17 protein-coding genes are annotated in these 21,791 nt (G+C 67.4%); 7 read left to right on the forward strand and 10 right to left on the reverse strand.

Features of this window, described 5'->3' with window-relative positions; genetic code table 11:
• From cas2e to cas3, 8 genes are all read right to left on the reverse strand, one after another.
• Positions 1–144: type I-E CRISPR-associated endoribonuclease Cas2e (gene cas2e / locus ACFXP9_RS13950; protein ID WP_397210300.1), on the reverse strand; the 144-nt coding region annotated here is incomplete at its 3' end.
• The gene (gene cas1e, locus ACFXP9_RS13955) at positions 141–1,073 is read right to left on the reverse strand and encodes a type I-E CRISPR-associated endonuclease Cas1e (RefSeq protein WP_397209363.1); all 933 of its coding nucleotides are present in this window, start codon (positions 1,071–1,073) and stop codon (positions 141–143) included. The genes cas1e and cas2e, both read right to left, overlap by 4 nt.
• Positions 1,070–1,738, reverse strand: coding sequence for a type I-E CRISPR-associated protein Cas6/Cse3/CasE (cas6e, locus tag ACFXP9_RS13960; RefSeq protein WP_397209362.1), 669 nt, complete (start codon positions 1,736–1,738; stop codon positions 1,070–1,072). Before cas6e ends, cas1e begins: the two co-directional genes overlap by 4 nt.
• Complete coding sequence (cas5e, locus tag ACFXP9_RS13965) at positions 1,735–2,427, reverse strand: type I-E CRISPR-associated protein Cas5/CasD (RefSeq protein ID WP_397209361.1); 693 nt, start codon at positions 2,425–2,427, stop codon at positions 1,735–1,737. The genes cas6e and cas5e overlap by 4 nt, the downstream gene beginning before the upstream one ends.
• On the reverse strand, positions 2,411–3,499 hold the full coding sequence (gene cas7e, locus ACFXP9_RS13970; RefSeq protein ID WP_397209360.1) for a type I-E CRISPR-associated protein Cas7/Cse4/CasC: 1,089 nt from the start codon (positions 3,497–3,499) through the stop codon (positions 2,411–2,413). The genes cas5e and cas7e overlap by 17 nt, the downstream gene beginning before the upstream one ends.
• On the reverse strand, positions 3,496–4,005 hold the full coding sequence (gene casB / locus ACFXP9_RS13975) for a type I-E CRISPR-associated protein Cse2/CasB (protein ID WP_397209359.1): 510 nt from the start codon (positions 4,003–4,005) through the stop codon (positions 3,496–3,498). Before casB ends, cas7e begins: the two co-directional genes overlap by 4 nt.
• Entirely contained in the window at positions 4,002–5,465 is a 1,464-nt protein-coding gene (casA, locus tag ACFXP9_RS13980; protein WP_397209358.1) for a type I-E CRISPR-associated protein Cse1/CasA, read from the reverse strand. Before casA ends, casB begins: the two co-directional genes overlap by 4 nt.
• Before the next feature lie 350 nt (positions 5,466–5,815).
• Entirely contained in the window at positions 5,816–8,302 is a 2,487-nt protein-coding gene (gene cas3 / locus ACFXP9_RS13985) for a CRISPR-associated helicase Cas3' (protein WP_397209357.1), read from the reverse strand.
• Between the two features lie 195 nt (positions 8,303–8,497).
• Between cas3 and ACFXP9_RS13990 the strand changes: the two genes are divergently transcribed.
• Both ACFXP9_RS13990 and ACFXP9_RS13995 read left to right on the forward strand, forming a co-directional pair.
• Entirely contained in the window at positions 8,498–9,505 is a 1,008-nt protein-coding gene (locus tag ACFXP9_RS13990) for a hypothetical protein (RefSeq protein ID WP_397209355.1), read from the forward strand.
• The gene (locus tag ACFXP9_RS13995) at positions 9,499–9,750 is read left to right on the forward strand and encodes a WGR domain-containing protein (RefSeq protein WP_397209354.1); all 252 of its coding nucleotides are present in this window, start codon (positions 9,499–9,501) and stop codon (positions 9,748–9,750) included. Before ACFXP9_RS13990 ends, ACFXP9_RS13995 begins: the two co-directional genes overlap by 7 nt.
• A gap of 532 nt (positions 9,751–10,282) precedes the next feature.
• Here ACFXP9_RS13995 and ACFXP9_RS14000 read toward each other — a convergent pair.
• Complete coding sequence (locus tag ACFXP9_RS14000) at positions 10,283–13,072, reverse strand: bifunctional aconitate hydratase 2/2-methylisocitrate dehydratase (RefSeq protein ID WP_397209353.1); 2,790 nt, start codon at positions 13,070–13,072, stop codon at positions 10,283–10,285.
• Between the two features lie 680 nt (positions 13,073–13,752).
• On the opposite strand from ACFXP9_RS14000, the gene ACFXP9_RS14005 reads away from it, so the two are divergent.
• From ACFXP9_RS14005 to ACFXP9_RS14020, 4 genes are all read left to right on the forward strand, one after another.
• Positions 13,753–15,765: a ribonucleoside triphosphate reductase gene (locus ACFXP9_RS14005; RefSeq protein WP_397209352.1), complete on the forward strand. Its 2,013-nt coding sequence runs from the start codon at positions 13,753–13,755 to the stop codon at positions 15,763–15,765.
• An 18-nt stretch (positions 15,766–15,783) separates the two neighbouring features.
• A complete protein-coding gene (nrdD, locus tag ACFXP9_RS14010) occupies positions 15,784–15,963 on the forward strand; it encodes an anaerobic ribonucleoside-triphosphate reductase (protein WP_397209351.1) in 180 nt (59 codons plus the stop codon).
• Positions 15,956–16,666 carry an anaerobic ribonucleoside-triphosphate reductase activating protein gene (locus ACFXP9_RS14015; RefSeq protein ID WP_397209350.1) on the forward strand — a complete coding sequence of 237 codons (711 nt, stop codon included), beginning with the start codon at positions 15,956–15,958 and terminating at the stop codon, positions 16,664–16,666. The genes nrdD and ACFXP9_RS14015 overlap by 8 nt, the downstream gene beginning before the upstream one ends.
• Before the next feature lie 659 nt (positions 16,667–17,325).
• Positions 17,326–17,517, forward strand: coding sequence for a hypothetical protein (locus ACFXP9_RS14020; protein ID WP_397209375.1), 192 nt, complete (start codon positions 17,326–17,328; stop codon positions 17,515–17,517).
• A gap of 443 nt (positions 17,518–17,960) precedes the next feature.
• On the opposite strand, the gene ACFXP9_RS14025 is transcribed toward ACFXP9_RS14020, so the two are convergent.
• Complete coding sequence (locus ACFXP9_RS14025) at positions 17,961–20,048, reverse strand: catalase (RefSeq protein WP_397209374.1); 2,088 nt, start codon at positions 20,046–20,048, stop codon at positions 17,961–17,963.
• An 882-nt stretch (positions 20,049–20,930) separates the two neighbouring features.
• Between ACFXP9_RS14025 and ACFXP9_RS14030 the strand changes: the two genes are divergently transcribed.
• Positions 20,931–21,692: a DUF1826 domain-containing protein gene (locus ACFXP9_RS14030; protein ID WP_397209373.1), complete on the forward strand. Its 762-nt coding sequence runs from the start codon at positions 20,931–20,933 to the stop codon at positions 21,690–21,692.
• Positions 21,693–21,791: the final 99 nt, after the last annotated feature.

Consider the following 21,791-nt stretch of genomic DNA (forward strand, 5'->3'; position numbering starts at 1 on the left):
AAAGGCCGCGATCTGATCCCAGATCATCTCTCTCGTGCGGGGGGAATAATCGCCCACGAACACGCCGGCGCGCACCTCCAGCAGCCAGACGGCCAGCCGTCCGCGCAGGCGCGGCGGTGCGCCGGTGACGGCCACCACCATCATCCGCGCTGGCCCTCGTCGCCCAAACCCGGCGCGTCGTCAAAGGCCGGACCCAGCGCCTCGGGCGGGGGTGCGGGTCGTGGCAGTTCGCCAGCCTCCAGCACCTCTTCGATGGCGGGGATGATCTGTCGCAACAGGCCCGTGCGCCGAAAGACATCGCGGCAGGCCAGCCGCACGGCGCGATCGGGGGGCATATCCAGCCGCCCCTTTGCATGTTGGCCGGCGACGCGGAATGCCTCGGGGACGACCGTGTCCAGTTTGTAAAGATCAGCAATATCATAGACAAAGCTTAACGGCTTGCCGGTATGCAGGAACCCGATCGCGGGGGCATAGCCAGCGGCCAGCACGGCGGCCTCGGCCAGGCCGTGCAGACAGGCCGTTGCCGCCGACAAACAGCGGTTCGGGATATCGCCCGCCTCCCAGTCGCGGGGGTCATAGCTGCGCCGCTTCCAGGCAACGCCATGCTGTTGCGCCAGCAGACGATAGCTTTCGCGCACCCGCACCCCCTCGATCCCGCGCAGCTGGTCGATGGACCGGCGCTGGGGCGCGGGTTCGGCAAAGCGGCGGGCATACATGGCCCGCACCACCCGCAGCCGCGCGGCATCGTCAAGCGCCAGCGACGCCTGCCACAACAGCTTGTCCGACCGCGCGCCCCCCGGCTGACCGGCGGAATAAAGCCGCACACCGGCCTCGCCCACCCATGTCACCAGCGTGCCGGCCCGCGCCGCCAGCGCCACCGCCGCATGGGAAATGCGCGCGCCGGGTTCCAGCATCAGGCCGGCCAGCCCGCCCACGGGGATCTGGGTGCGCGTGCCATCGGCGTTGATGGCCACAAACGCACCATCGGCCACGTCCAGTTGCGCGCGTTCAACGAAGACCAGCGTCGAGCGGTCCTTGATCGGGATCGGCCGCGGCGGTGGCAGCCCTTTCATGCCCGCCGGACCAGCATCAGCCCGCAACCAAACGCCCTGGCCCGGCCAAAGCCCGCCGCCAGCCGCGCCAGAAACGCCGCCGGATCGGTGACGCGCAAGCGGCCTGTCATGTCCAGCACACCGAATTTCGGCTGGCCCGCGCGCTGACCGCGATGGTCGGGCAGGACCATGGTGGAATAATCTTCGACCGCCAGCGCCTCGGGGGTGAAACCGTTGCGCGCGCCCTGCGCCGCCAGCCATTCGCCCGCCGCCTGCTGTGCGACCGCCATGCGCTGTGCGGCGCGGTCGTTTTTCGCAACCCCGTGCAGCGCATCCATCACCACATCGACGCGCCCCACGCCTTTGCGGTCACGCGTCGCATTGGCCCGCAGAGCAAAGGCCAGCACGTCGCCAGCGGCCAGATCGGGGGCGAATTGCCGGACCTCGGGCGGCGCGAACAGCGGGCCGCCAAGCGGGGGCCGGGCCGACAGCACCCAAAACCGCCCGCCGCTTTCGGCCCGCCACAAAAAGTCGCGGCGGGCATCCGGGTCGCCGGCAAAGGCCGACCAAAGCAAGCGGTGATGCGCATCCTGACGGCGGCCGGCATCATCGGGGTCCAGCAGCGCATTCAGCGCCGTTACCGCCGGATCGCGCGAAAGATGCAGACGCGACAGATACAGGCTCATTGCGCGACCTCCGGGGTGATATCGACCGTGACCATGCCGACCTGACGCGGGGCAAAATGCCAGCGCGCGCGGTCGGTCGGCACGTCATGGCGCTGAAGCATGGGAACGCCCTGCGCATCGTCGCTGGCCATCAGCACGGCGCGCGCGCCACGGTGCCAGACCGGCAGCCGCAACTGCCCCAGCGCCGCCTGCGCCGTGTCAGCCCCGACGATCCGGGGGTCGACCGGCGCCGCCAGCGGGCAGGATTTCCGCCCCAGATACAGGGTAAAGACCGGCCGGCGCAGCGCATCCGCAATTGCCGCCAGATCGCCGCCCCAGACCGCCACGCCATACAGCACGCCCATGCGGTAATCGCGCAGGGTGATGGTGGTGTTCGCGTCCCGGCCCGCCTGACGCAGCGCATCGGGGCGCGATTGCGGGCGTCTGGCCCGCGCCGCCGGCACCGTTTGCACCGTGTGATAGTCGCGCATCACCTCGCCCGGCTGGAAAATTGCAACGGCCATGCGCAGCCTGTCCAGCGCGCTGAAATCGCCATCGCGGCGAATGCCCATGGCCGCGCCCAACAGCCCGATAACCGCTGAACGCCCCGGCCAGATCAGGCTGCCGCGCCGCTCGTGCCCGGCGAATTCGCCCATTGCCCCCATGGCCGCGCTGAGGTGAAAGATCAGGTGATCAGCCACCGCAGCCATCCCGCACGGCCTTTGCCGCGAATGCTGCGATGTCGTCCAGCGTGCCCTGACCCGCCGCGACATCCATGATGTCATGCACGGAATATGCTTTGCCATAGGCGGCGTCGATCTGGCACGCCGTGGTTTCCATCGCCTCGATTGAGGCGCGCATGACACCCGCATCGCTGCGATCCGTGACCGGGTGAAAAAAGGCACCCGACAGATCGCGCGGTTGCTGGGGACCGCATTCCACGCGGATATAGCCGGCGCGCGGGTGGTGGGCAAAGCTGTTCTGCTTGCCGCGCGGGGTTGCCGTCGCCAAAGCACGGGCCAAAGATTCAATGCCGCGCGCCGCAAGGTCACGGTCGCCCGCCAGATTTTCGATCAGCAGATCGGCGTTGACGCAGACATAAAGGTAATAAACACCCGACCCAAAGCCGGTTTCGCCCAAATGGCCGGCGCCGGCGTCTTCTTCCCGTTTCTTCAGGTCGTCAACGGCGGAAAACCAGTCATCTTCGGCCAGAACCTTGTGGGTGGTGATGGCATGGCCGACCTGCACCGCGGCATCGCGGTTGAAATCGGGGTCATCGGCCAGCATCCGGCCAAACATGGCAATATCAACCGCCCCGTCCGCATGACGCAGGACCAGCTTTTTCAGGTCCTTGTCCTTGGGCAGGTCCTCTCCGGCCAGAACTTTCGCGGCCAGATCCTGGGCCAGCGCCCATTCCTCGGGCGAGATGAAGGCCAGCGTCGTGGCCATCATGCGAGGGTCATCCTTTTTGGGCTGTTCCAGCTTGCCAAACAGGCCGGCCACGGTTTCAGCCGCCTGATGGGCGGCGTCGCCGCCGGCCCCGCCCCTGATCAGGCTGGCGCGCAATTCCTCGAACAGGCGCTTGGTTCGCGTGCCTTTATGCCCGGCCAGATCGTTTTCGAAATAGGCGCTTTCGCGGATCGCCCGCTTGATCGACTGTGACGACAGGCGCAGCCGCGTGGCCCCGCCCACCAGCGCCGATTTCGGCCGCCCCTGATCGTCGCGGTTGGGGTTCGAGGGCGGATAGGCCGTCAGAATATGGAACTGAACAAAAGTCGTCATGCGGATGCCTCCTCGCGATGGGGATACAGCACAGCCGGGACGGTTGCGCCGAAATAATCGAATGCCCAACGGGCGCGGGTCTGGTCATTCCAGAACCACAGGTCGCGCCCCAGCGCCGCGATGGCACAGCGCCGCCGGTCCGTGCCGCCAAGCGCCCGGATCGCCCGCACCAGTCGCAGGGTCAGATCGTCGCCATCGGCACGCATCAACGCCTGAAATCGCGACGGTGACAGGGTTTTGGGATCGCCCTGCCCCAAGATCCGCGGCAGGCTGGCCTGATCGGTGCCGCGCAATTCGGCCAGCACCCGCACCAGCCGGAAAATCCGGTCCGCATCGCGCGACCGCAACAGCCCCGCCAGTTCCTGCACCGCCGGTTCGCACAGTGCCTCTGTCATGTCGGCCCGCCGCAGCCGCGCGGCCAGCCCGCGCGCCGCGCCCGCGTTCCGGTCCGCCAGATTCGTCGCCCACCAGTCGCGAATGACCGCGCCGTGATCTGTGCTGATCATGATGATTTCCCCTTTTTCGGCGGTTGTTCCAGCGACATCGCCGTGTAAGCCTTGGCGCCATAGCCGCCATAGCCTGCAAATGCCGACGCCAGATGGCGATGCGCATCCACGACCGCCTTCTGATCCCCGGCAGTGCGATCTGCCAGCCCTGACAAGGCCCGCGTTTCGAACAAATTCATCGCCACGCCGCGCATATCGGTCAGCCAGCCGCGCGCGACATCGCCCGCCGGGGTGCCCGCGGACAGCGCCGCCAGCCGCGCCTCGAACGCGGCTTGCGTGTGCATGTAAAACGCCTCGCGCAGGGCCTCGCGCGCCTCGCCCTCGGCCAGGACGGGCATCAGCGCCGATCGCAGCGCCAGTGACAACAGATCCGCCGCCTGGATCATGCCGGTGACGGCATCTTCCGCATCCGGGTCCAGCGGCAGCAAAGGCGGCACGGACAAGATGAAATCGCGGGGTTTCATATTATCCATCGCCCAACCGGCAACCAGCACACGCGCGCCCTGCCCCCGGCTGCGCAGATGCCAGTCGCGCACCGTCTGCGCGCGCCGCGTCAGGTCGCTGTCGCCGCCGATCACCACCCCCAGCCAGTGGCGATAGCCAAACACCCCGGCCCGCGGATGTTTGGGCAGCCATTCGGCCCCCGGTTTGACCCGGTAAAAGGGCGTCAGCGGGTGGTCCCAGCCGGCGTAATTCGTCCCGTAAGGACGCTGGATGACGCCGGTCACAACGCCATCGTCGCAGACCAGCCGCAGCCGGCGCGGCATTCCGAAAAACGCCTCGGCGGGGTGGGCCTGCTGGGGGAAAACCTGCCCCCCCTTTTCCGACGTCACGGTCGGGCGCATCCACGGCAGCACCGCCGCATCCGCCGCCGCCCCATCGGGCACATTGGCCCAGATCAGCGGCCACAACCCGCCCTCGGGCTGCACCAGCGTCACCATCGGCCCCCCGCCCCGCATCGAGGTCCGGTTCCCCGCCCCGCCCGAGGGCGCGAAGGCCTGCAACGTATAAAGCGCCATCGCAGCCATGGCCGGTTGCAGCACCCCATAGCGCCCACGCCAGACCATCAGATCGGCGTTGTTTTTGATGGTATTGCCACCCGCGCTGTCGATAAACAGCATATCCGGCGGGTTCGGCTGACCTTCAAGCACAGCGCGGTCCTGCATAAAGCGCGGCCCGTCCCCCAACAGATCGAATGCCGGGGCAAAGGCGGACAGGCGGTCGCGCAAACGGTCAGGGTCGGGGGCGCGGCGGGCGCTCCAGTCTTCTGGTCCAAGGGGCGGGTCAGCCAGAAAGACCAGCCCGATCAACAGCTCGAGACAGGCGATGTTCAAATCGGCGCGCGGCCAGTCCAGCCGCGCAATCGTGTCATCCGCGATCTGCCATGGCGCAATGACACGCGCAGCGCCGTCGCCGTCAATGACAGGAATCCAAGGGTCAGAAATGAGGTTAAGCGACACAATCAAACCTGCCGGAAAAGGGAAAGTTAATCGTTTCTGGGCTGCCTTTGGCGCCCACCAGACCAATGCGCCGTTCGACGACGAAGGTTTGGTCTGTTAAGGGTGTTCCTGAACGCTCCTTTGCTGTTGCGCCGGGGACACGGCCCGGTCTTTGGGCCTGCCAGTCGCGGGGCGGGCAACCAACCCACGGTTGTTTCAGGCTGCGCCAAAGCTGCACATCTGTCAACAGATGTTTTGCCCCTTCCTGAACCATCCCTTTAATGCTTATCCCCGCAGGGGCGGGGAACACGCAAAACCGTCCCACTAATGCGGTTCATCCCGTCACAGGCCGGGAAATTGATCATATCAGTTTACCCAGCACCCCCGTCAAACACCAGCCCCAGCGCCGGATCGTAACGCAGACCGGTGCAGATCACGCCGTTCTGCCCCAGCGGACAGACGGTCAGCGCCGCTTGTTGCCAGTCGGGCCACTGCGCCTTCAGCGCCGCGATTGCGGGCGTCGCCTGATCGGGCAGATCCAGCCCGGCCAGTCGCGCCTGTGCCACCTGCACTTCGGACAGTTGCATGGCCTTTGCGCCCGCCTCGCCTGCGTAAAAGCGCAAACCGTCAGCACCGGCCACGACCAGCACCAGCGCCCGCGTGGGTCGCCCCAGCCTTGTGGGATAATCCGTATCCGGCGCCGCCCCGCCACCGCCGCGATAGTCACGCCCCAGCGCAATCATGTTTCGCCGCGCCTGATTGGCCTCGGCAAAGCCCATGCCGATGCGCTCGGCCTCGGCCTCGGCCAGCGGGGCGGGCACAGCGGGGGCGTCCGGCCCGTGGACCGCCTCGATCAGCGCGCGCAGCCCGGACGGGGCCTCGATCCGGCCGGTTTCGAACAGCACCCGCGCCGTTCGCCATTGCGCGTCCAGCGGATACACCCACGCGCCCTTGTCCAGCACATGATGCAACCATTGCGCATCGGCCACATCGCCCGGATCGGGGGCCACGACATGCAGCACCGGCATCGGCACAGGCCGCGCGCCCACGGGCCGCCGGTCCATATGGCGCCACAGCCGGCCCGCCCGCTGGATCAGCGAGGCCATCGGCGCAAGGTCGGACACCATCACATCCAGGTCCAGATCCAGCGACGATTCAACCACCTGGGTTGCGACCAGCACACGCCCCGCACGGTCCTGACCATCCTTGCCGAACCGGTCCAGCGCCGCCTGTTCGTGCCGCAACCGGTCGTCAAGCGCAAAGCGCGCATGTAACAGATCCGCCGGCACCCCCGCCGCGCGCAGGGCCTGAACCCCCGCGATTGCGTCATCGACCGCGTTGCGCACCCACAGACAGGCCGCCCCTTTTGCCGCCGCGTCGGTCAGCGTCGCGATGGCGGCCCCGTCGCTGTCCAGACGCCGCACCGTGACCGGGCCGCGCGCGCCGGTGGTTTGCGGAAAATCCGTCGCGGGGGCCGCATCTGCCATGCTGAGGGCCGGATAAGCCGGATCGCCGGAATCATCAGCGCCCCATGCGGCCAGCAATGCCCGGCGCTGATCCAGCGGCAGCGTGGCGGTCAGCAAAATGGCCGACCCCCCGGCCTGACGGTGCATCTTTAACAGCTGCACCAGCTCGGCCGCCATATAGGGGGCGCCCAATTCATGCACCTCGTCCACAATCAGGATCTTGGAGGACAGCGCGAAATGCCGCAACGTGTTGTATCTGGTGGGCAAAACCGACAGCAGCGCCTGATCCACCGTGCCCACGCCAACCGTTCCCAACAGCGCACGGCGGCGGTTGTCCGCCAGCCATTCGGTGCAGACCGGTTCATCCGTGGCGCTGGTTTGCGGCGCTTTCAGATCGCGCCAGGCATCCGACAGCGCCGCCCTGCTGTGCGCCAGGGTCAGGCTTGGCCGGTCGCGGAACATGCGCCGCACGACCTGACGCGCGCGGCCAAACATCGCATCGGCGGTGGCGGTGGTCGGCAGCGCGATATACAGCCCCCGTCCCTTTCCCGCCTGCATCATCCGCTGTGCCAGAATCAGCGCGGCTTCGGTTTTGCCGGCCCCGGTTTCATCTTCGATGATCGCCAGTGCGGGGCCATCGGGCAGGGCGATTGTGGCGCAGGCCGCCTGCATCGGGCGTGGCTGAAAATCGAATAGCGGCCCGTCCGATGGCGCGGGTGCCGCCAGACCTGCCGCGCGCACGGCGTCTTGCGCCCTGATCCGGGCGCTGGCCAGGTATTCCGGCAGGCTGTCCCCCGCGGGCCGGGCCGGGAACCAGTCGGTGTTCGAGCCGATCCAGTCCGCCGCCGCCACAAACCCCGGCAACCACCAGCTTAGCTGACGTGCCTCATCCCATGTCATTGCCCCCAGCGACGCATCGGGCCAAAGCGCCGCGAAAGCCTGTATCAGATCGCCCGAATCCGCCAGCGCGTCATCGCCAATGGACCGCAAAACCCGGCGATCTGTCAGATCCGGCCAGGTGGGGGGCGCGCCGTGATGGCCCGCGACAGCCGCGTAAAGCGCATCGCGCGCATAGTCGCCGCCGCCCAAACAGCCTTGCAACAGCCCATCGTGGTGTCGCAGCAGGATTTCCGTGATGCCCCAATGCCGCAACCTAAAGGGCTGTGCCCTGCCGGTTTCCAGCATGGTGCGGAAACCATTGCCTATTTTGCCAAGGTCATGCAGCGCGGTCAGCAGGATCAGCGCCGACGACCGCGCCGGCGCAAAGCCGAATGGCGCGATCAGAATTTCCGCAACCGCCGCCACATCCAGCATGTGACAGGCCGCCTGATGCTGCATCCCGCCTTCGACCGCCGCGCTTTTGCCGGGCCACTGGGTTAGAAAAGATGTCATCGGCCCCTCTGCCTGAAATCAGATCCGGCGCACAGCAGCGCGGGCGCAGCCGGGACCGGACCCGGTGGTCCGTGTGCCGTCGAATGTCTGAACACCGCGCCCAAAAGTCGAGCGGTAAATGCAAAGACCCCGTTTTGCGTCAGCCTGTGCAAAGGGTGAATTGCGCATACCGCAGCGTGTTCGTATCCTGCGGATATGGCGAATTTGGGTATTTATGACAACGAAGAAGACGCCCCCGCCCCGCCACCCTGGGTGCAGGCCGGGGGCGGGGCGCTGACCGACCCCGCGCAATGGCTGGCCGCGCAGGCGGATCTGGCCCCTGACCTGGCCCGCGCCGCAATGGCGGTCGGGCGGCTGGATGCGGTGGTGTCGGTCATGGGCGACAGCGCCGCGACCCGGCTGGCCCTGCGCGAGGTCGGGGCGATGCTGTGGGCACAGGGGCTGCCCCTGCCCCCCGAGGATATCAGCCGTGATCTGGCCGGCGCGCGGGCCGACAGCGACCCGGCGGCTTTGGCGTTTGCGCGATGGGCGGTGCGGCGTTTGCAGGGGCAGGCCGATCTGGACGATCTGCGCGGTTTTCTGGGGCTGCACCGCGTTGCGGCGGATGTTGGCGCGGGGCCGGCGATGCGCAACCGGGGCGCCGGGTTCGACGCGGCGGCGGCGGGGTTCCGGGCGCTGCTGTCCGGGCTTGAAGGCGCCGGGCCGGTGCATCCGCTGACGCGCGGGGCCTTTGCCCGGCGGGCGTGGCACCTGTCCGACCTGTCGGCAGCGGGCGATGTGATCGAGGCCGCGACCTATGCCGCGCGCGCGATGGCCGCCGATTGTCAGGCGCTGCGTTTCGTGCCGATGGGGCGTCATGGCCGCGCGGTCTGGTCCGGTTTTGCCGGCACCGGGCCTGCGGCGCTGGCCGCGCATCTGCGCGCGGTCACCGCGGGCGCGCAGGCCGCCCTGCTGGAACTGGCGCGGCTGCGGGCATGGGCCGGGCGCGCCCATGCTGAAACCGCGCGCCTGAAGGGCCGCAATTCCGCGCGTGTTATCAACGCCCTAAGCGCCCGCCCCGTCTCCCTGACCGCCGAGGTCGAGGCCGCCTGCGGCATCAGCCGCGACACCGCCGAACGCCTGCTGGCGCGCATGGCCGCGATGGGTCTGGTGCGCGAAATCACCGGCGCAAGGCGGTTCCGGCTATGGGCGGCGGCGTGCTGAGGCTGTGCCGTCTGGACCCCGCGCGCAACATGGCGCGCTGGTATGCGGTCGAGGTCACGCCCGATCTGTTCGGCGGCGCCTGCCTGATCCGCCGCTGGGGCCGCATCGGCCAGCACGGGCAGGAACGCCGCGAATGGTTCCCCAGCCCCGCGCTGGCCAAGGCCGCAGGCAAGGCGGTGATCCGGGCGAAAACGCGCAGGGGCTATGCCACCGGGGATGGGGCGGCGCGGGGGCAGGCGGGCTGAAAAGGGCCTGCGCCCCCAGCGCCAACCCGCGCCCCGCCGGTTGGCCGCGCGCGCATCAGGCAACCGGGATAAAAAAAGTCACGGGCGAGGGTGCCCTGCCCGTGACGCGACCAGCCTGCCCCTAAGCCGGGCACCGACATAGCGGTCTGGCCGGAAACCAGTATAGGCCGGGACCGCGAAATAGCAAGATGTTTGACCGCACGGCGCGATTCGCCCCTGCCCGCGCTGCGGCCTGCGCCGGGCGGTTTTCAGGCAAAGGCGCCAATGGCCCCACAGCGCCTTGACCGTGCCCGCGCCGCGTGGCAGGTCGGGGGCGGTCAGGTCGCGATGTCGGTGCTGCGCTTCGGAGCAGATCTGGACAGGTGATGATTGAGCACCCTGTTCATCACCATTTCCCCATTTTTCCCGTGCTGGCCTGCCGGTCACGCCCCGCCGATGGGCCGCGCACATGCCGCGCAAAATAAAACGGGGCGTGGTGACAACCCACGCCCCGTTGATTTTCACAGTTCTCAGGCGATCAGACCTCAGACGATCAGAAATGCACCGATTTCGCGCCGGCCGGTTTGTCCACCGGGGGGGCGAATTTGGTCAGGTCGATGCCCTGAACCGCCTCTTTATATTCCGCGACGCTGGGGGTGCGGCCAAGGATGGCGGACAGCACCACGACCGGGGTCGAGGCCAACAGCGATTCGCCTTTCTTTTCAGCGCTGTCTTCCACCACGCGGCCCTGGAACAGCCGGGTCGAGGTCGCCAGAACCGTGTCGCCCTTTTCCGCCTTTTCCTGATTGCCCATGCACAGGTTACAGCCGGGGCGTTCCAGATACAGGATGTTTTCGTATTCCGTCCGCGCCGTCGATTTCGGGAACAGATCGTCAAATTCAAAGCCGGAATATTTCTGCAAAATATCCCAGTCGCCTTCGGCCTTCAGCTCGTCAATGATGTTATAGGTCGGGGCGGCCACCACCAGCGGGGCGTTGAATTCGACCTTACCCTTTGCTTTCTCGACGTTTTTCAGCATCTGCGCGACGATCTTCATATCGCCCTTGTGCACCATGCAGGACCCGACAAAGCCCAGATCGACCTTTTTCGTGCCGCCGTAATAGGACACGGGCCGGATGGTGTCATGGGTGTAACGCTTGGACACATCGGCATTGTTGACGTCGGGGTCCGCGATCATCGGCTCGTCAATGGCGTCCAGATCCACGACCACCTCGGCGAAGTATTTCGCATTGGCATCGGGGGCCAGCGCCGGCTTTTCGCCCGACCGGATCTGCGCGATGCGGGCATCGGCCTTTTCGATCAGCCCGTGCAGGGTGCGGGCGGGGTTTTCCATGCCCTTGTCGATCATGATCTGAATGCGCGACTTGGCGATTTCCAGCGATTCGATCAGCGTTTCGTCCTGCGAAATACAGATCGAGGCCTTGGCCTTCATTTCCGCCGTCCAGTCGGTAAAGGTGAACGCCTGATCGGCCAGCAGGGTGCCGATATGCACCTCGATCACGCGACCCTGAAAGACGTTATCGCCGCATTGTTTCAGCATCTGCGCCTGCGTGGCGTGAACCACGTCGCGGAAATCCATATGCGGCTGCATGGTGCCTTTGAACGTCACCTTGACCGATTCCGGGATCGGCATCGTCGCCTCGCCGGTGGCCAGCGCCAGCGCGACGGTGCCGCTGTCGGCGCCAAAGGCCACGCCCTTGGACATGCGGGTATGGCTGTCGCCGCCGATGATGATCGACCAGTCGTCAACGGTAATGTCGTTCAGCACCTTGTGGATCACGTCGGTCATCGCATGATAGACGCCCTTGGGGTCGCGCGCCGTGATCAGGCCGAAATTGTTCATGAACGACATCAGTTTCGGGATATTGGCCTGTGCCTTCTTGTCCCAGACCGACGCGGTGTGACAGCCCGACTGATAGGCGCCGTCGACGGTGGGGGAAATCACGGTGGCGGCCATGGCCTCCAGCTCTTGCGCGGTCATCAGGCCGGTGGTGTCCTGCGAGCCGACGATATTGACCCTGACGCGCACATCCGACCCGGCGTGCAGGGTCTTGCCCGGCGTCGCGCCAACGGCATTGGCGTTAAAGATCTTTTCGACCGCGGTCAGGCCCTGCCCGTCATGGCTGACCTCTTTCGAGGGGGCAAAGACCGGGGTGGCCTCGACCCCCAGCGTGTGGGCCGCGAAGGTTTGCAGCTTTTTGCCGAACACCACGGCATAAGACCCGCCCGCCTTCATGAATTCCAGCTTTTGCGGGGTGAAGGATGCAGACACATCCGCCAGTTCATTGCCGTTTTCATCATACAGCTTCTTGTCGCGGCTGTTGATGGTCAGGACGGTGCCGGTATCGACGCTGAATTTCTGTTCCAGCACCGGGTTGCCGTCATTGTTCAGGATCGGCGTGCCGTCCGGGCCGGTCTTGCGCACCCAGTTTTTCAGGTTGATCCCGATGCCGCCGGTCACGTCCACGGTGGTCAGGAAGATGGGCGAAATGCCGTTGGTCCCGGCCACGATGGGCGCGATATTGACAAAGGGCACATAGGGGCTGGCCTGTTTGCCGGTCCACAGCGCGACGTTGTTGACGCCCGACATCCGGGACGAGCCGACACCCATCGTCCCCTTTTCCGCGATCAGCATCACGCGCTTGTCGGGGTGCTGCGCCTTCAGCGCCTCGATTTCCTGCTGCGCGGCCTCGGAAATCATGCATTTGCCGTGCAATTCGCGGTCGGAACGCGAATGCGCCTGATTGCCGGGCGACAAAAGGTCGGTGGAAATATCGCCCTCGGCGGCGACATAGGTCACGACCTTGATGTCATCTTCGACGGGCGGCAGCTTGGTGAAAAATTCGGCCCGGGCATAGCTTTCAAGGATGTCTTTGGCCACCGCATTGCCGTCGCGAAAAGCCTCGGCCAGACGGTTGGTGTCGGCTTCATACAGGAATACCTGGGTTTTCAGCACCCCGGCCGCCTGCGCGGCGATCGCGGCATCATCCCCCAGCGCCAGATCCAGCAGCACCTGAACCGACGGCCCGCCCTTCATATGCGACAACAGTTCAAAGGCGAAATCGGGGCTGATTTCCGCGACCGTGTCCTGACCCAGAATAATGCGTTTCAGGAACGCCGCCTTGACGCCCGCCGCGCTGGTGGTGCCGGGCAGGGTGTTGTAAATAAAGAATTTCAGCGCGTCCTGGCGATGCGGGCTGGCGGTGTCGCTGATCTGCGCGATCAGGTCCTGGACCAGCGCGCCATCGTCGATGGGCTTAGGGTGCAGCCCCTCGGCCTTGCGGGTTTCGATTTCATCTAGGTAGTCGGTGTACAAGCTCATGACGGTCCCTGTGAATGCTGCGTGCCGGACAGCGTGGCACCGGGCCGCACGGGATGTGGCGAACGGGCCAAGCCGATTGTATGCCGATGTATACCAAAGCCGCGCGCATCGCAAGCGCTATGCGCCCGCGCGCGGGCTGCCCCGGCGGGCCATGCCGCCCCCCGCTGCGCCGCCCTGCCCCATGCCGCATCACATCGCCGCGCCGCCAGTCCGCATCGCGCATGGCGACCCTGACGCCCCCTTTTACCGCATCGCTGCGCCGACGCCACCGACACGCCCGCCGCACCCGCCTGTCATCGCCGCATCCCCCCGCATCGCCCCGCCTGCCGCCCCACCTGCCGCGTCGCATCGTCGCGGCGCGGGCGGGGGCGGGGGCGCCATCTGGCCGGGGTGGTGGTGGGGGGCGGCGGCGCCGCAAGGCTGTGCGCGCCGGGGCGGACGGGGTGGGCCGCTGGCGGGGCGGGCGCATGAACAGGCGCGGCGGACGGGCCTGTGCGGCGGCGGGTGGTTCAGTTTGTCGCGGGCGGCTGGCTTGACAGAAAGCGTGGCGCGGCAACTATATCCATGTGGTTTGTGCTTTCAGACCACCATATCTTGTTTTCCACCGCCGTTGCCCCGCCCGCAGATCAGCCTTGCGGGTGCCCCCTTTGCGCATCGGCATTTGCCCGAAAGGCAGATCCATGCAGGCCCATGACACACCCCCGCAGATCCTGAAACGCGATGGCCGCCGCGTCGCGTTCGACCCTGACCGCATCACCCGTGCCATAGCCCGCGCCGGGGCCGCCACCGACAGTTTCGGGGACGCGCAGGCCCGCATCCTGACCCGGCGCACCCTGCGCGTGCTGTGCCACCGCTGCGCCGGGGGCGTTCCCAGCGTCGAACAGGTGCAGGACATGGTCGAGGAAACCCTGATCGCCGCCGGCCATCTGGACACCGCGCGCGCCTATATCGCCTATCGCGGCAACCGGGCGCGGGCGCGGCAGGACCGGCAGACGCTGGTCGATGTATCGGCCTCGGTCAATGAATATCTGGACCGCTCGGACTGGCGGGTCTCGGCCAATGCCAATCAGGGCTTTTCGCTTGGCGGGCTGATCCTGAACCTGTCGGGCAAGATGGTGGCGAATTACTGGCTGTCGCATCTGTATCCGCCCGAGGTCGGACAGGCCCATCGCGACGGCGATATTCACATTCATGACCTTGACGTGCTGGCGGGCTATTGCGCGGGGTGGTCGCTGCGCAACCTGCTGACCGAGGGGCTGAACGGCGTCCCCGGCAAGGTCGAATCCGGCCCGCCCCGGCATTTGTCCAGCGCCATGGGGCAGGTGGTGAATTTCCTTGGCACGCTGCAAAACGAATGGGCCGGGGCGCAGGCCTTCAGTTCCTTCGACACCTATATGGCGCCGTTCATCCGCAAGGACGGGCTGAATTACGCGCAGGTGCGGCAGGCGATGCAGGAAATGATCTATAACCTGAATGTGCCCTCGCGCTGGGGCACGCAGACGCCGTTTACCAACCTGACCTTTGACTGGACCTGCCCGCAGGATCTGCGCGATCAGGTTCCCGTCATTGGCGGACAGGCGATGGATTTCACCTATGGCCAGCTTCAGCCCGAAATGGACATGATCAACCGCGCCTATATCGAGGTGATGACCGAAGGCGACGCCAAGGGGCGCGTGTTCACCTTTCCCATCCCCACCTATAACATTTCCGAGGACTTCCCCTGGGATGACCCCAATGCCGACCTTCTGTTTGAAATGACGGCGAAATACGGGCTGCCCTATTTCCAGAATTTCATCAATTCGGAACTGAAGCCCAACATGATCCGGTCCATGTGCTGCCGGTTACAGCTGGACCTGACGGAATTGCTGAAACGCGGCAACGGGCTGTTTGGCAGCGCCGAACAGACCGGGTCCATCGGCGTGGTGACGATCAACTGCGCCCGGCTGGGGCATCTGTATCGCGGCGACGAGGCGGCGCTGCTGGCGCGGCTGGATCACCTGATGGACCTTGGCCGCAGCTCGCTGGATATCAAGCGCAAGGCGGTGCAGCGGATGATGGATGACGGGCTGTATCCCTATACCAAACGCTATCTGGGGACGCTGCGGAACCATTTCTCGACCCTCGGCGTGAATGGCATGAACGAGATGATCCGCAATTTCACCGGCGATCACGAGGACATCACCACCGACTGGGGCCATGGCTTTGCGCTGCGGGTGCTGGACCATATCCGCGCCCGCATGACCACCTATCAGACCGAAACCGGCACCATGTTCAACCTCGAGGCGACGCCGGCCGAAGGCACCACCTATCGCTTCGCGCGCGAGGATCGCAAGCGTTTCCCCGGCATCTTGCAGGCCGGGACCGACCAGAACCCCTATTACACCAATTCCAGCCAGCTGCCCGCCGGGTTCACCGACGACCCGTTCGAGGCGCTGGAAAAGCAGGATGATTTGCAGACCAAATACACCGGCGGCACCGTGCTGCACCTGTATATGGGCCAGCGCATCAGTTCCGGCCCGGCCTGCAAAAAGCTGGTCCGGCGGGCGCTGACCCGGTTCCGCCTGCCCTATATCACCGTGACGCCGACATTCTCGATCTGTCCGGTGCATGGCTATCTCGAGGGCGAACACGCCTTCTGCCCGATCTGCGACGCCGAACGGCTGGCAGCCAAGCGGCAGGCCGCCGCATCCTGACCCGGAAAGGAACCCGACATGGACAGAACCGCAATCACCCACAGCGATGACATCACCCTAAGCGATGACGAACGCCAGCCCTGCGAGGTCTGGACCCGCGTCATGGGCTATCACCGGCCGGTGTCGTCCTTTAACCGCGGCAAGCAGGGCGAGCATCAGGAACGCCAGTTCTTCCGCGAAGCCCGCCGCGATGGCTGACATCCGCATTGGCGGGCTGGAACGGCTGTCGCTGTGCGACTGGCCGGGCCAGATGGCGGCGGTGCTGTTCTTGCAGGGCTGCCCGTGGGATTGCGGCTATTGCCACAATCCCGACCTGATCCCCGCCACCACCCCCGCCCGCGTGGCATGGGCCGATGTGCTGGCCTTTCTGCGCGGGCGGGTGGGCCTGCTGGACGCGGTGGTGTTTTCGGGCGGGGAACCGCTGTTACAGCGCGCCCTGCCCGCCGCCATGGCACAGGTCCGCGATATGGGCTTTGCCGTCGGGCTGCATACCGGGGGCGCCTATCCCGACCGGCTGGCGCGGGTGCTGGGGCTGGTCGACTGGGTGGGCTTCGACGTCAAGGCCGCGTTTGACGATTACCCCGCCATCACCGCCACCCCCGGCAGCGGCGCCCGCGCCCGCGACAGCCTGCGGATGCTGCTGGCGGCGGGCGTGGCCTGCGACATCCGCACCACCCTGCACCCGGCATGGCTGCCCCCCCCGGCGCTGGCCCGGCTGCACACGGACCTTGCCGCGATGGGCTGCACGACGCGGCTGCAACCCTTCCGCCCCCAGGGCTGCCGCCCCGACCGCCTGCCCGTTACGGCGGGAATCGGGGAAGGCGGGGGCGGGAAAAGTGGCGATGGGCCAAGCGGGAATAGGGACAACACGGAAACCGGGCAAGACCCCGCGCGTGCGTAACCGCAGCGGGCATTGACGGGGGCCGCAGGGGCGGGCGTATCGGCGGCGGGGACCGTGACAGGGACCGCGACGGGACCGACGGTCACGCGACCCTCCGGGGCGCAGCGGTGACGGGCGTGTTCAGGGCCGCAGGGGTTGGCGTATCCGGCGGCAGGGTCCGCAACGGGAACCGCAACCGGGGCGCAGCCCAAACCGGCAGGCATCCGGGGCACAGCGCAGTCCGTTATCCGGGCCACAGCGGTGACGCGCGTTGACGGGGCGGGGACCGTGACAGGACAGACGGCCCACATCCCCGGTGCGCGGGCGTGACCGCTTCAGGCGCTGACAGGGCGGCGGGCCTCCGGGGACACATTGGCACGTTCAGGGCCGCAGGGGCGGGCGTATCGGCGGCGGGGTCCGTGACAGAGACCGCGACGGGACCGACGGTCGCGCAGGCATCCGGGGCGCAGCGGTGACGGGCGTGTTCAGGGCCGCAAGGGTTGGCGTATCCGGCGGCGGGAACCGCAACCGGAACCCCAACCGGGGCGCAGCCCAAACCGGCAGGCATCCGGGGCACAGCAATGGCACATTCAGGGGCCGCAGGTGCCGGACATGCGGGCCGGGTTTCGGCGCGATTCTGGCACCCGCTTGATCTTTGTCAGCGATGACCTGCGGCGGGTGTGCGGTTCTGCAACCGGGTGGCGGTGCTGGCCGATGGCCGCGTGACCGCAACCCGCCACGCCACGCCCGGCCCCTGCGGCTTTGCCCACCCCGAGGCCCCGACCCTTCAGCCCGCCATCCTGCCCGCCCCGCCGCCTGACCAGCGGGCGGCGCAAGGGCAAGGGGCCTGCCCTCGACGCCGGGTCTGCTGACTGTCCGGCGTCCCTGACCGGCCTGCCTGACCCAACCTTGCGGGCGTTGTGGTGCCGCGCGGCCTGCGGCGCGTTTCGGTCCCCCCTGCCCCGTTTCACTGATTTCACCCCCAGCCAGCACGACCAAACCCAAGGGCCGGCAGCCGCGCATCTGCCGATCCCAGCCACCCGGCCACCGCGCCCCGAACGACACATCCCCGCCGCGAAAGCGCCGTAAGCGCACCCCGCGCAGCCACCCCCCACCGGCATCCGCCATTCCTGCGCACAACCTGGGGTTTCTTCGTTGTCCAAATACCCAACCCCGCCCTGTCCACCGCGACACGACCGGCGACGGCGCGACGCCCGGCCATGCAAATGAAAACCCGCCCGCGACAGCGCACGGGCGGGCCGGTATCTGGTCAGGCCGGGGGGGCCGGGGGGCCACCGGTGCCCTGCCCCGCCCCTTACGCCAATTGCCGGACCTTGCTTTCGCGGTCCCAGAAGCGCTGTTTCGCGGCGGGCAGGAAGGCGTCGTTCGGCACCACGCCATCGCCCGCGATATGCAGATGGTCCAGCAGCGCCTTTGACCCCGGACAATGGCCGATGGCCTTCAGATGCGCGAAGGCGTCGGTCAGCCAGCCACAGGCGGCGGCGTCGCGTTTCAGCGTCTCGACCTGATCGGGCATCAGCACCATCGCCACCGCGTCAAACAGGACCGAGGGGCTGCCCGCCAGCTGTCCATCCGCCGCCAGCGTGCCGCCCTTGACCGGCAGCGGGCCGACCTTGGGCGCAACCAGCATGACGCTGCCGCCCCCGGCCTCGATCTCGGCTTTCAGCGCGTCGATGGTGGCCTTGTCGGACCCTTCCGCGAACAGGATGCCGACCTTGCGGCCCTTCAGCGTCGCGTTCCAGTTCTTCTGGATCGACAGCGCGTCCGAGGGGTCCAGATCAACGGGTTCGCGGAACGGCCTGGCAGCCTCGGGCAGGTCGACCCCCAGCCCGTCGGCCACCCGCTGACCCAGTTCCGGCGCGATATTCTGGATCACCGCCAGCACCCGGTCGCGGATATGGGGCAGGCTGACCTTGGACAGCTCGAACGTGATGGCGCTGGCGATATGGGCGCGTTCATTGTCGGTCTGGCTGTTCCAGAACAGGCGCGGCTGGCTGAAGTGATCGCCAAAGCTGTCATCGCGCTGGCGCAGCTTTTGCGCGGGGTCATTGCCAAGCTCGGTATTGTCCTCATGCGTGTGGAAAACGGTGCCGGTTTCGCGCGGGCCGCCATCCTCGCCGGCCTGCGCCAGACTGTTGGGTTCGTAATTCGCCCGGCCCTTGGGGACCATGGTCTGCATCATCCCGTCGCGCTGCATATTGGCAAAGGGGCAGCGCGGCGCATTGACCGGGATCTGGTGGAAATTGGTCGTCCCCAGCCGCGATTTCTGGGTGTCGAGGTAAGAAAACAGCCGCCCCTGCAACAGCGGGTCATTGGTGAAATCAATCCCCGGCACCACGTTTGACGGCAGGAAGGCGGCCTGTTCGACCTCGGCAAAGAAATTGTCGGGGTTGCGGTCCAGCACCATGCGGCCGACGACGCGCAGAGGGGCTTTTTCCTCGGGCACCAGCTTGGTGGCGTCCAGCACGGAATAGGGCAGTTCGCGCGCCAGCTCGTCACTGATGACCTGCACGGCCAGGTCCCATTCCGGGTAATCGCCTGCCGCGATCGCCTCATACAAATCGCGGCGGTGAAAGTCGTTATCGGCGCCCTGCATCCTGGCGCTTTCGTCCCAGACAAAGGACTGAACCCCCAGCCGCGGTTTCCAGTGGAATTTGACAAAGGTCGATTTGCCATCCGCGTTCACCATGCGGAAGGTGTGCACGCCGAAGCCTTCCATCATCCGCAGGCTGCGCGGAATGGCGCGGTCCGACATGGCCCAGATCATCGTGTGCATGGTTTCCGGCACCAAAGAGATAAAGTCCCAGAACGTGTCATGCGCGGATGCCGCCTGCGGATAGCCGCGGTCGGCCTCCATCTTGACGGAATGGATCAGGTCGGGGAATTTGATCGCGTCCTGAATGAAAAACACCGGGATATTGTTGCCCACCAGGTCCCAGTTGCCTTCATCGGTGTAAAATTTCACCGCAAAGCCGCGCACATCGCGGGGCGTATCGACCGACCCCGCGCCGCCCGCCACGGTGGAAAATCGGGCAAACAGCGGCGTGCGCCTGCCCTTTTCGGCAAACAGCGTCGCGCGGGTCAGTTCCGGGATCGGGTCGGTGCATTCGAAATAGCCATGCGCCGCGCTGCCTCGGGCATGGACGATGCGTTCCGGGATGCGTTCGTGGTCAAAGTGAAAGATCTTTTCGCGCAACACGAAATCTTCCAGCAGGGTCGGGCCATTGGCCCCGGCCTTCAGGCTGTTCTGGTTGTCGCTGACGGGAACGCCGTGATTGGTGGTCAGGCGGCTGTCGGTGCCGCGCTGGTGGGTTTCACCGGCGGCGCCGGTGGTGGTGTCATGGGGGGCCGTATCGTGGGGGGCGCTGTCTTTGGCGGGCATGGCTGGTCCTTTCGCTGGGACGTGGCTGTGGCGTGCGGGCCTTGGCGCGGCCCCCACCTTCTGGCCACCGAACGCCTGGTCTGACCGGAAAGTTTCCCCCCCCCTGTCCCTGCGCACGGCGCGATTGCGCGGGCCGGGTCGCGGGGGGACAGGGCGGGGTTTGGGTATTTGGGCAACGAAGAAGCCCCATGCGCAGGGGGGCAGCAATGGCGCGGGGTGGCTGCGGCGGGGCTGTGGGCGCGGGGCGTTGCGGCTGCGCCTGCCCTTCGCGGGCATGTGGCGCGCGCGCTGTTCCCGCGTTCGATACGCCGGATGCCGGGGTGTTTGGCGGATCTGCGGGCGAAACCGACCAGCGGCGCGGGGCGATGAACCAAAGGGGCGCGGCGGCGGGAATGGCTTGCACGCGATCCGGCACGCCCTTGGGGTGAAGATGCGGGTGGCGGCTGGTGGGGGCGCGGCGCGATGCGGGGAGGATCGCGCTGCGGGGGGCGGCTGTGGCTGATGGGCGGGCGCGGGTTGCGGCGGGTGGCTTTGATCGGTCACGCGGGGCGCGGGGGCCGCGTGTAGCGGCGGATTGCGGGTCTGCCCATGGCCAGCCCCCAGCCCGCTGCGGCCATGTCGCGGGCGGGCAGCGGGCGGCAGTGGCGGGAGGTGCGCCTGTGGCGGCGCGGGGTGGGGCTTGCGGCCCCGGTGGCGCGCGGGGCCGCCGTGGCGTGGGGCGGGCGCGATGGCGGTCTTTGGACTGTCGGTTCGGGGTGGCCGGGGGGGCAGCGCAAGGGGGGTTGCGGGGGGTGGGGGCGGCTTGTTAATGTTATATTATAACAATTACGATCCACTCACGCCCGCCGCGCGCCTGTCGCAGGGGCCAGCCAAGGACGCCCGATGACCCGCCGTTTCGACCCCCGTTCCGCCGCAGCTTTCCTGACCGCCACCACCCGCAGCGCCGCCCGCCAAGCCGCGAATGCCGACCAGCCCCCCGCGCAGCCCCCCGCAACGGTCCCGACCCCCGTGCAAGCCCCCGCCCCGACGCGGGCGGGCCTGTCGCCGGCCTGTGCGATCATGCAATCCTCGGACCCGGCGGTGCTGGCCATGATCGGGCAGCCCGACATTGCCGCCGTGGTATGGCAGCGCGCCCTGCCCCCGGCCCTGACCGAGGGTCTGGCCGCCTTGCCCGCCGACCAGCTGCCGGCGCTGCGGGTGCAGGTGCCGCTGGCGCAGGTGGGGCCGCAGGTGCAGGCGGCCTGCCGGGCCTCGGGGCTGGGTGATGCGGGCATCCGTCAGGCGCTGGCCGATGACATTGCCACGCTGGCGCAGGCACTGGCCGGGGTGACGGGCCAGACGCGGCTGACCCTGCGGCTGGACCCGGTCAGCACCGATGCCTGCCGCCGCTTTCACATCGACAATGTGCGGGCGCGGCTGCTGTGCACCTATCGCGGGCAGGGCACGCAACTGGCCGCGCCGGGACGGGACGCCACGCCCGACCAGCTGCCCACCGGCGCCGCCGCGATTTTGCGCGGGGCGCGCTGGCCGGGCGCGCAGGCCACCGGGCTGCGCCACCGCTCGCCGCCGATTGCCGGCAGCGGGGAAACCCGGCTGCTGCTGGTCATCGACCCCGCCGGTCCCGAGGATATGCCGCCGCATTAAGGCCACGGGCTGCACCCCCGGACCCGCCGGAACGGGGGCGGGGACGCGGATGGGCCGGGGGTCACGGTGCAGGCGCGCGGCGCTGAAGGGGGCAAGGCG

Source organism: Paracoccus jiaweipingae, assembly GCF_044335505.1.
Lineage (GTDB): Bacteria > Pseudomonadota > Alphaproteobacteria > Rhodobacterales > Rhodobacteraceae > Paracoccus.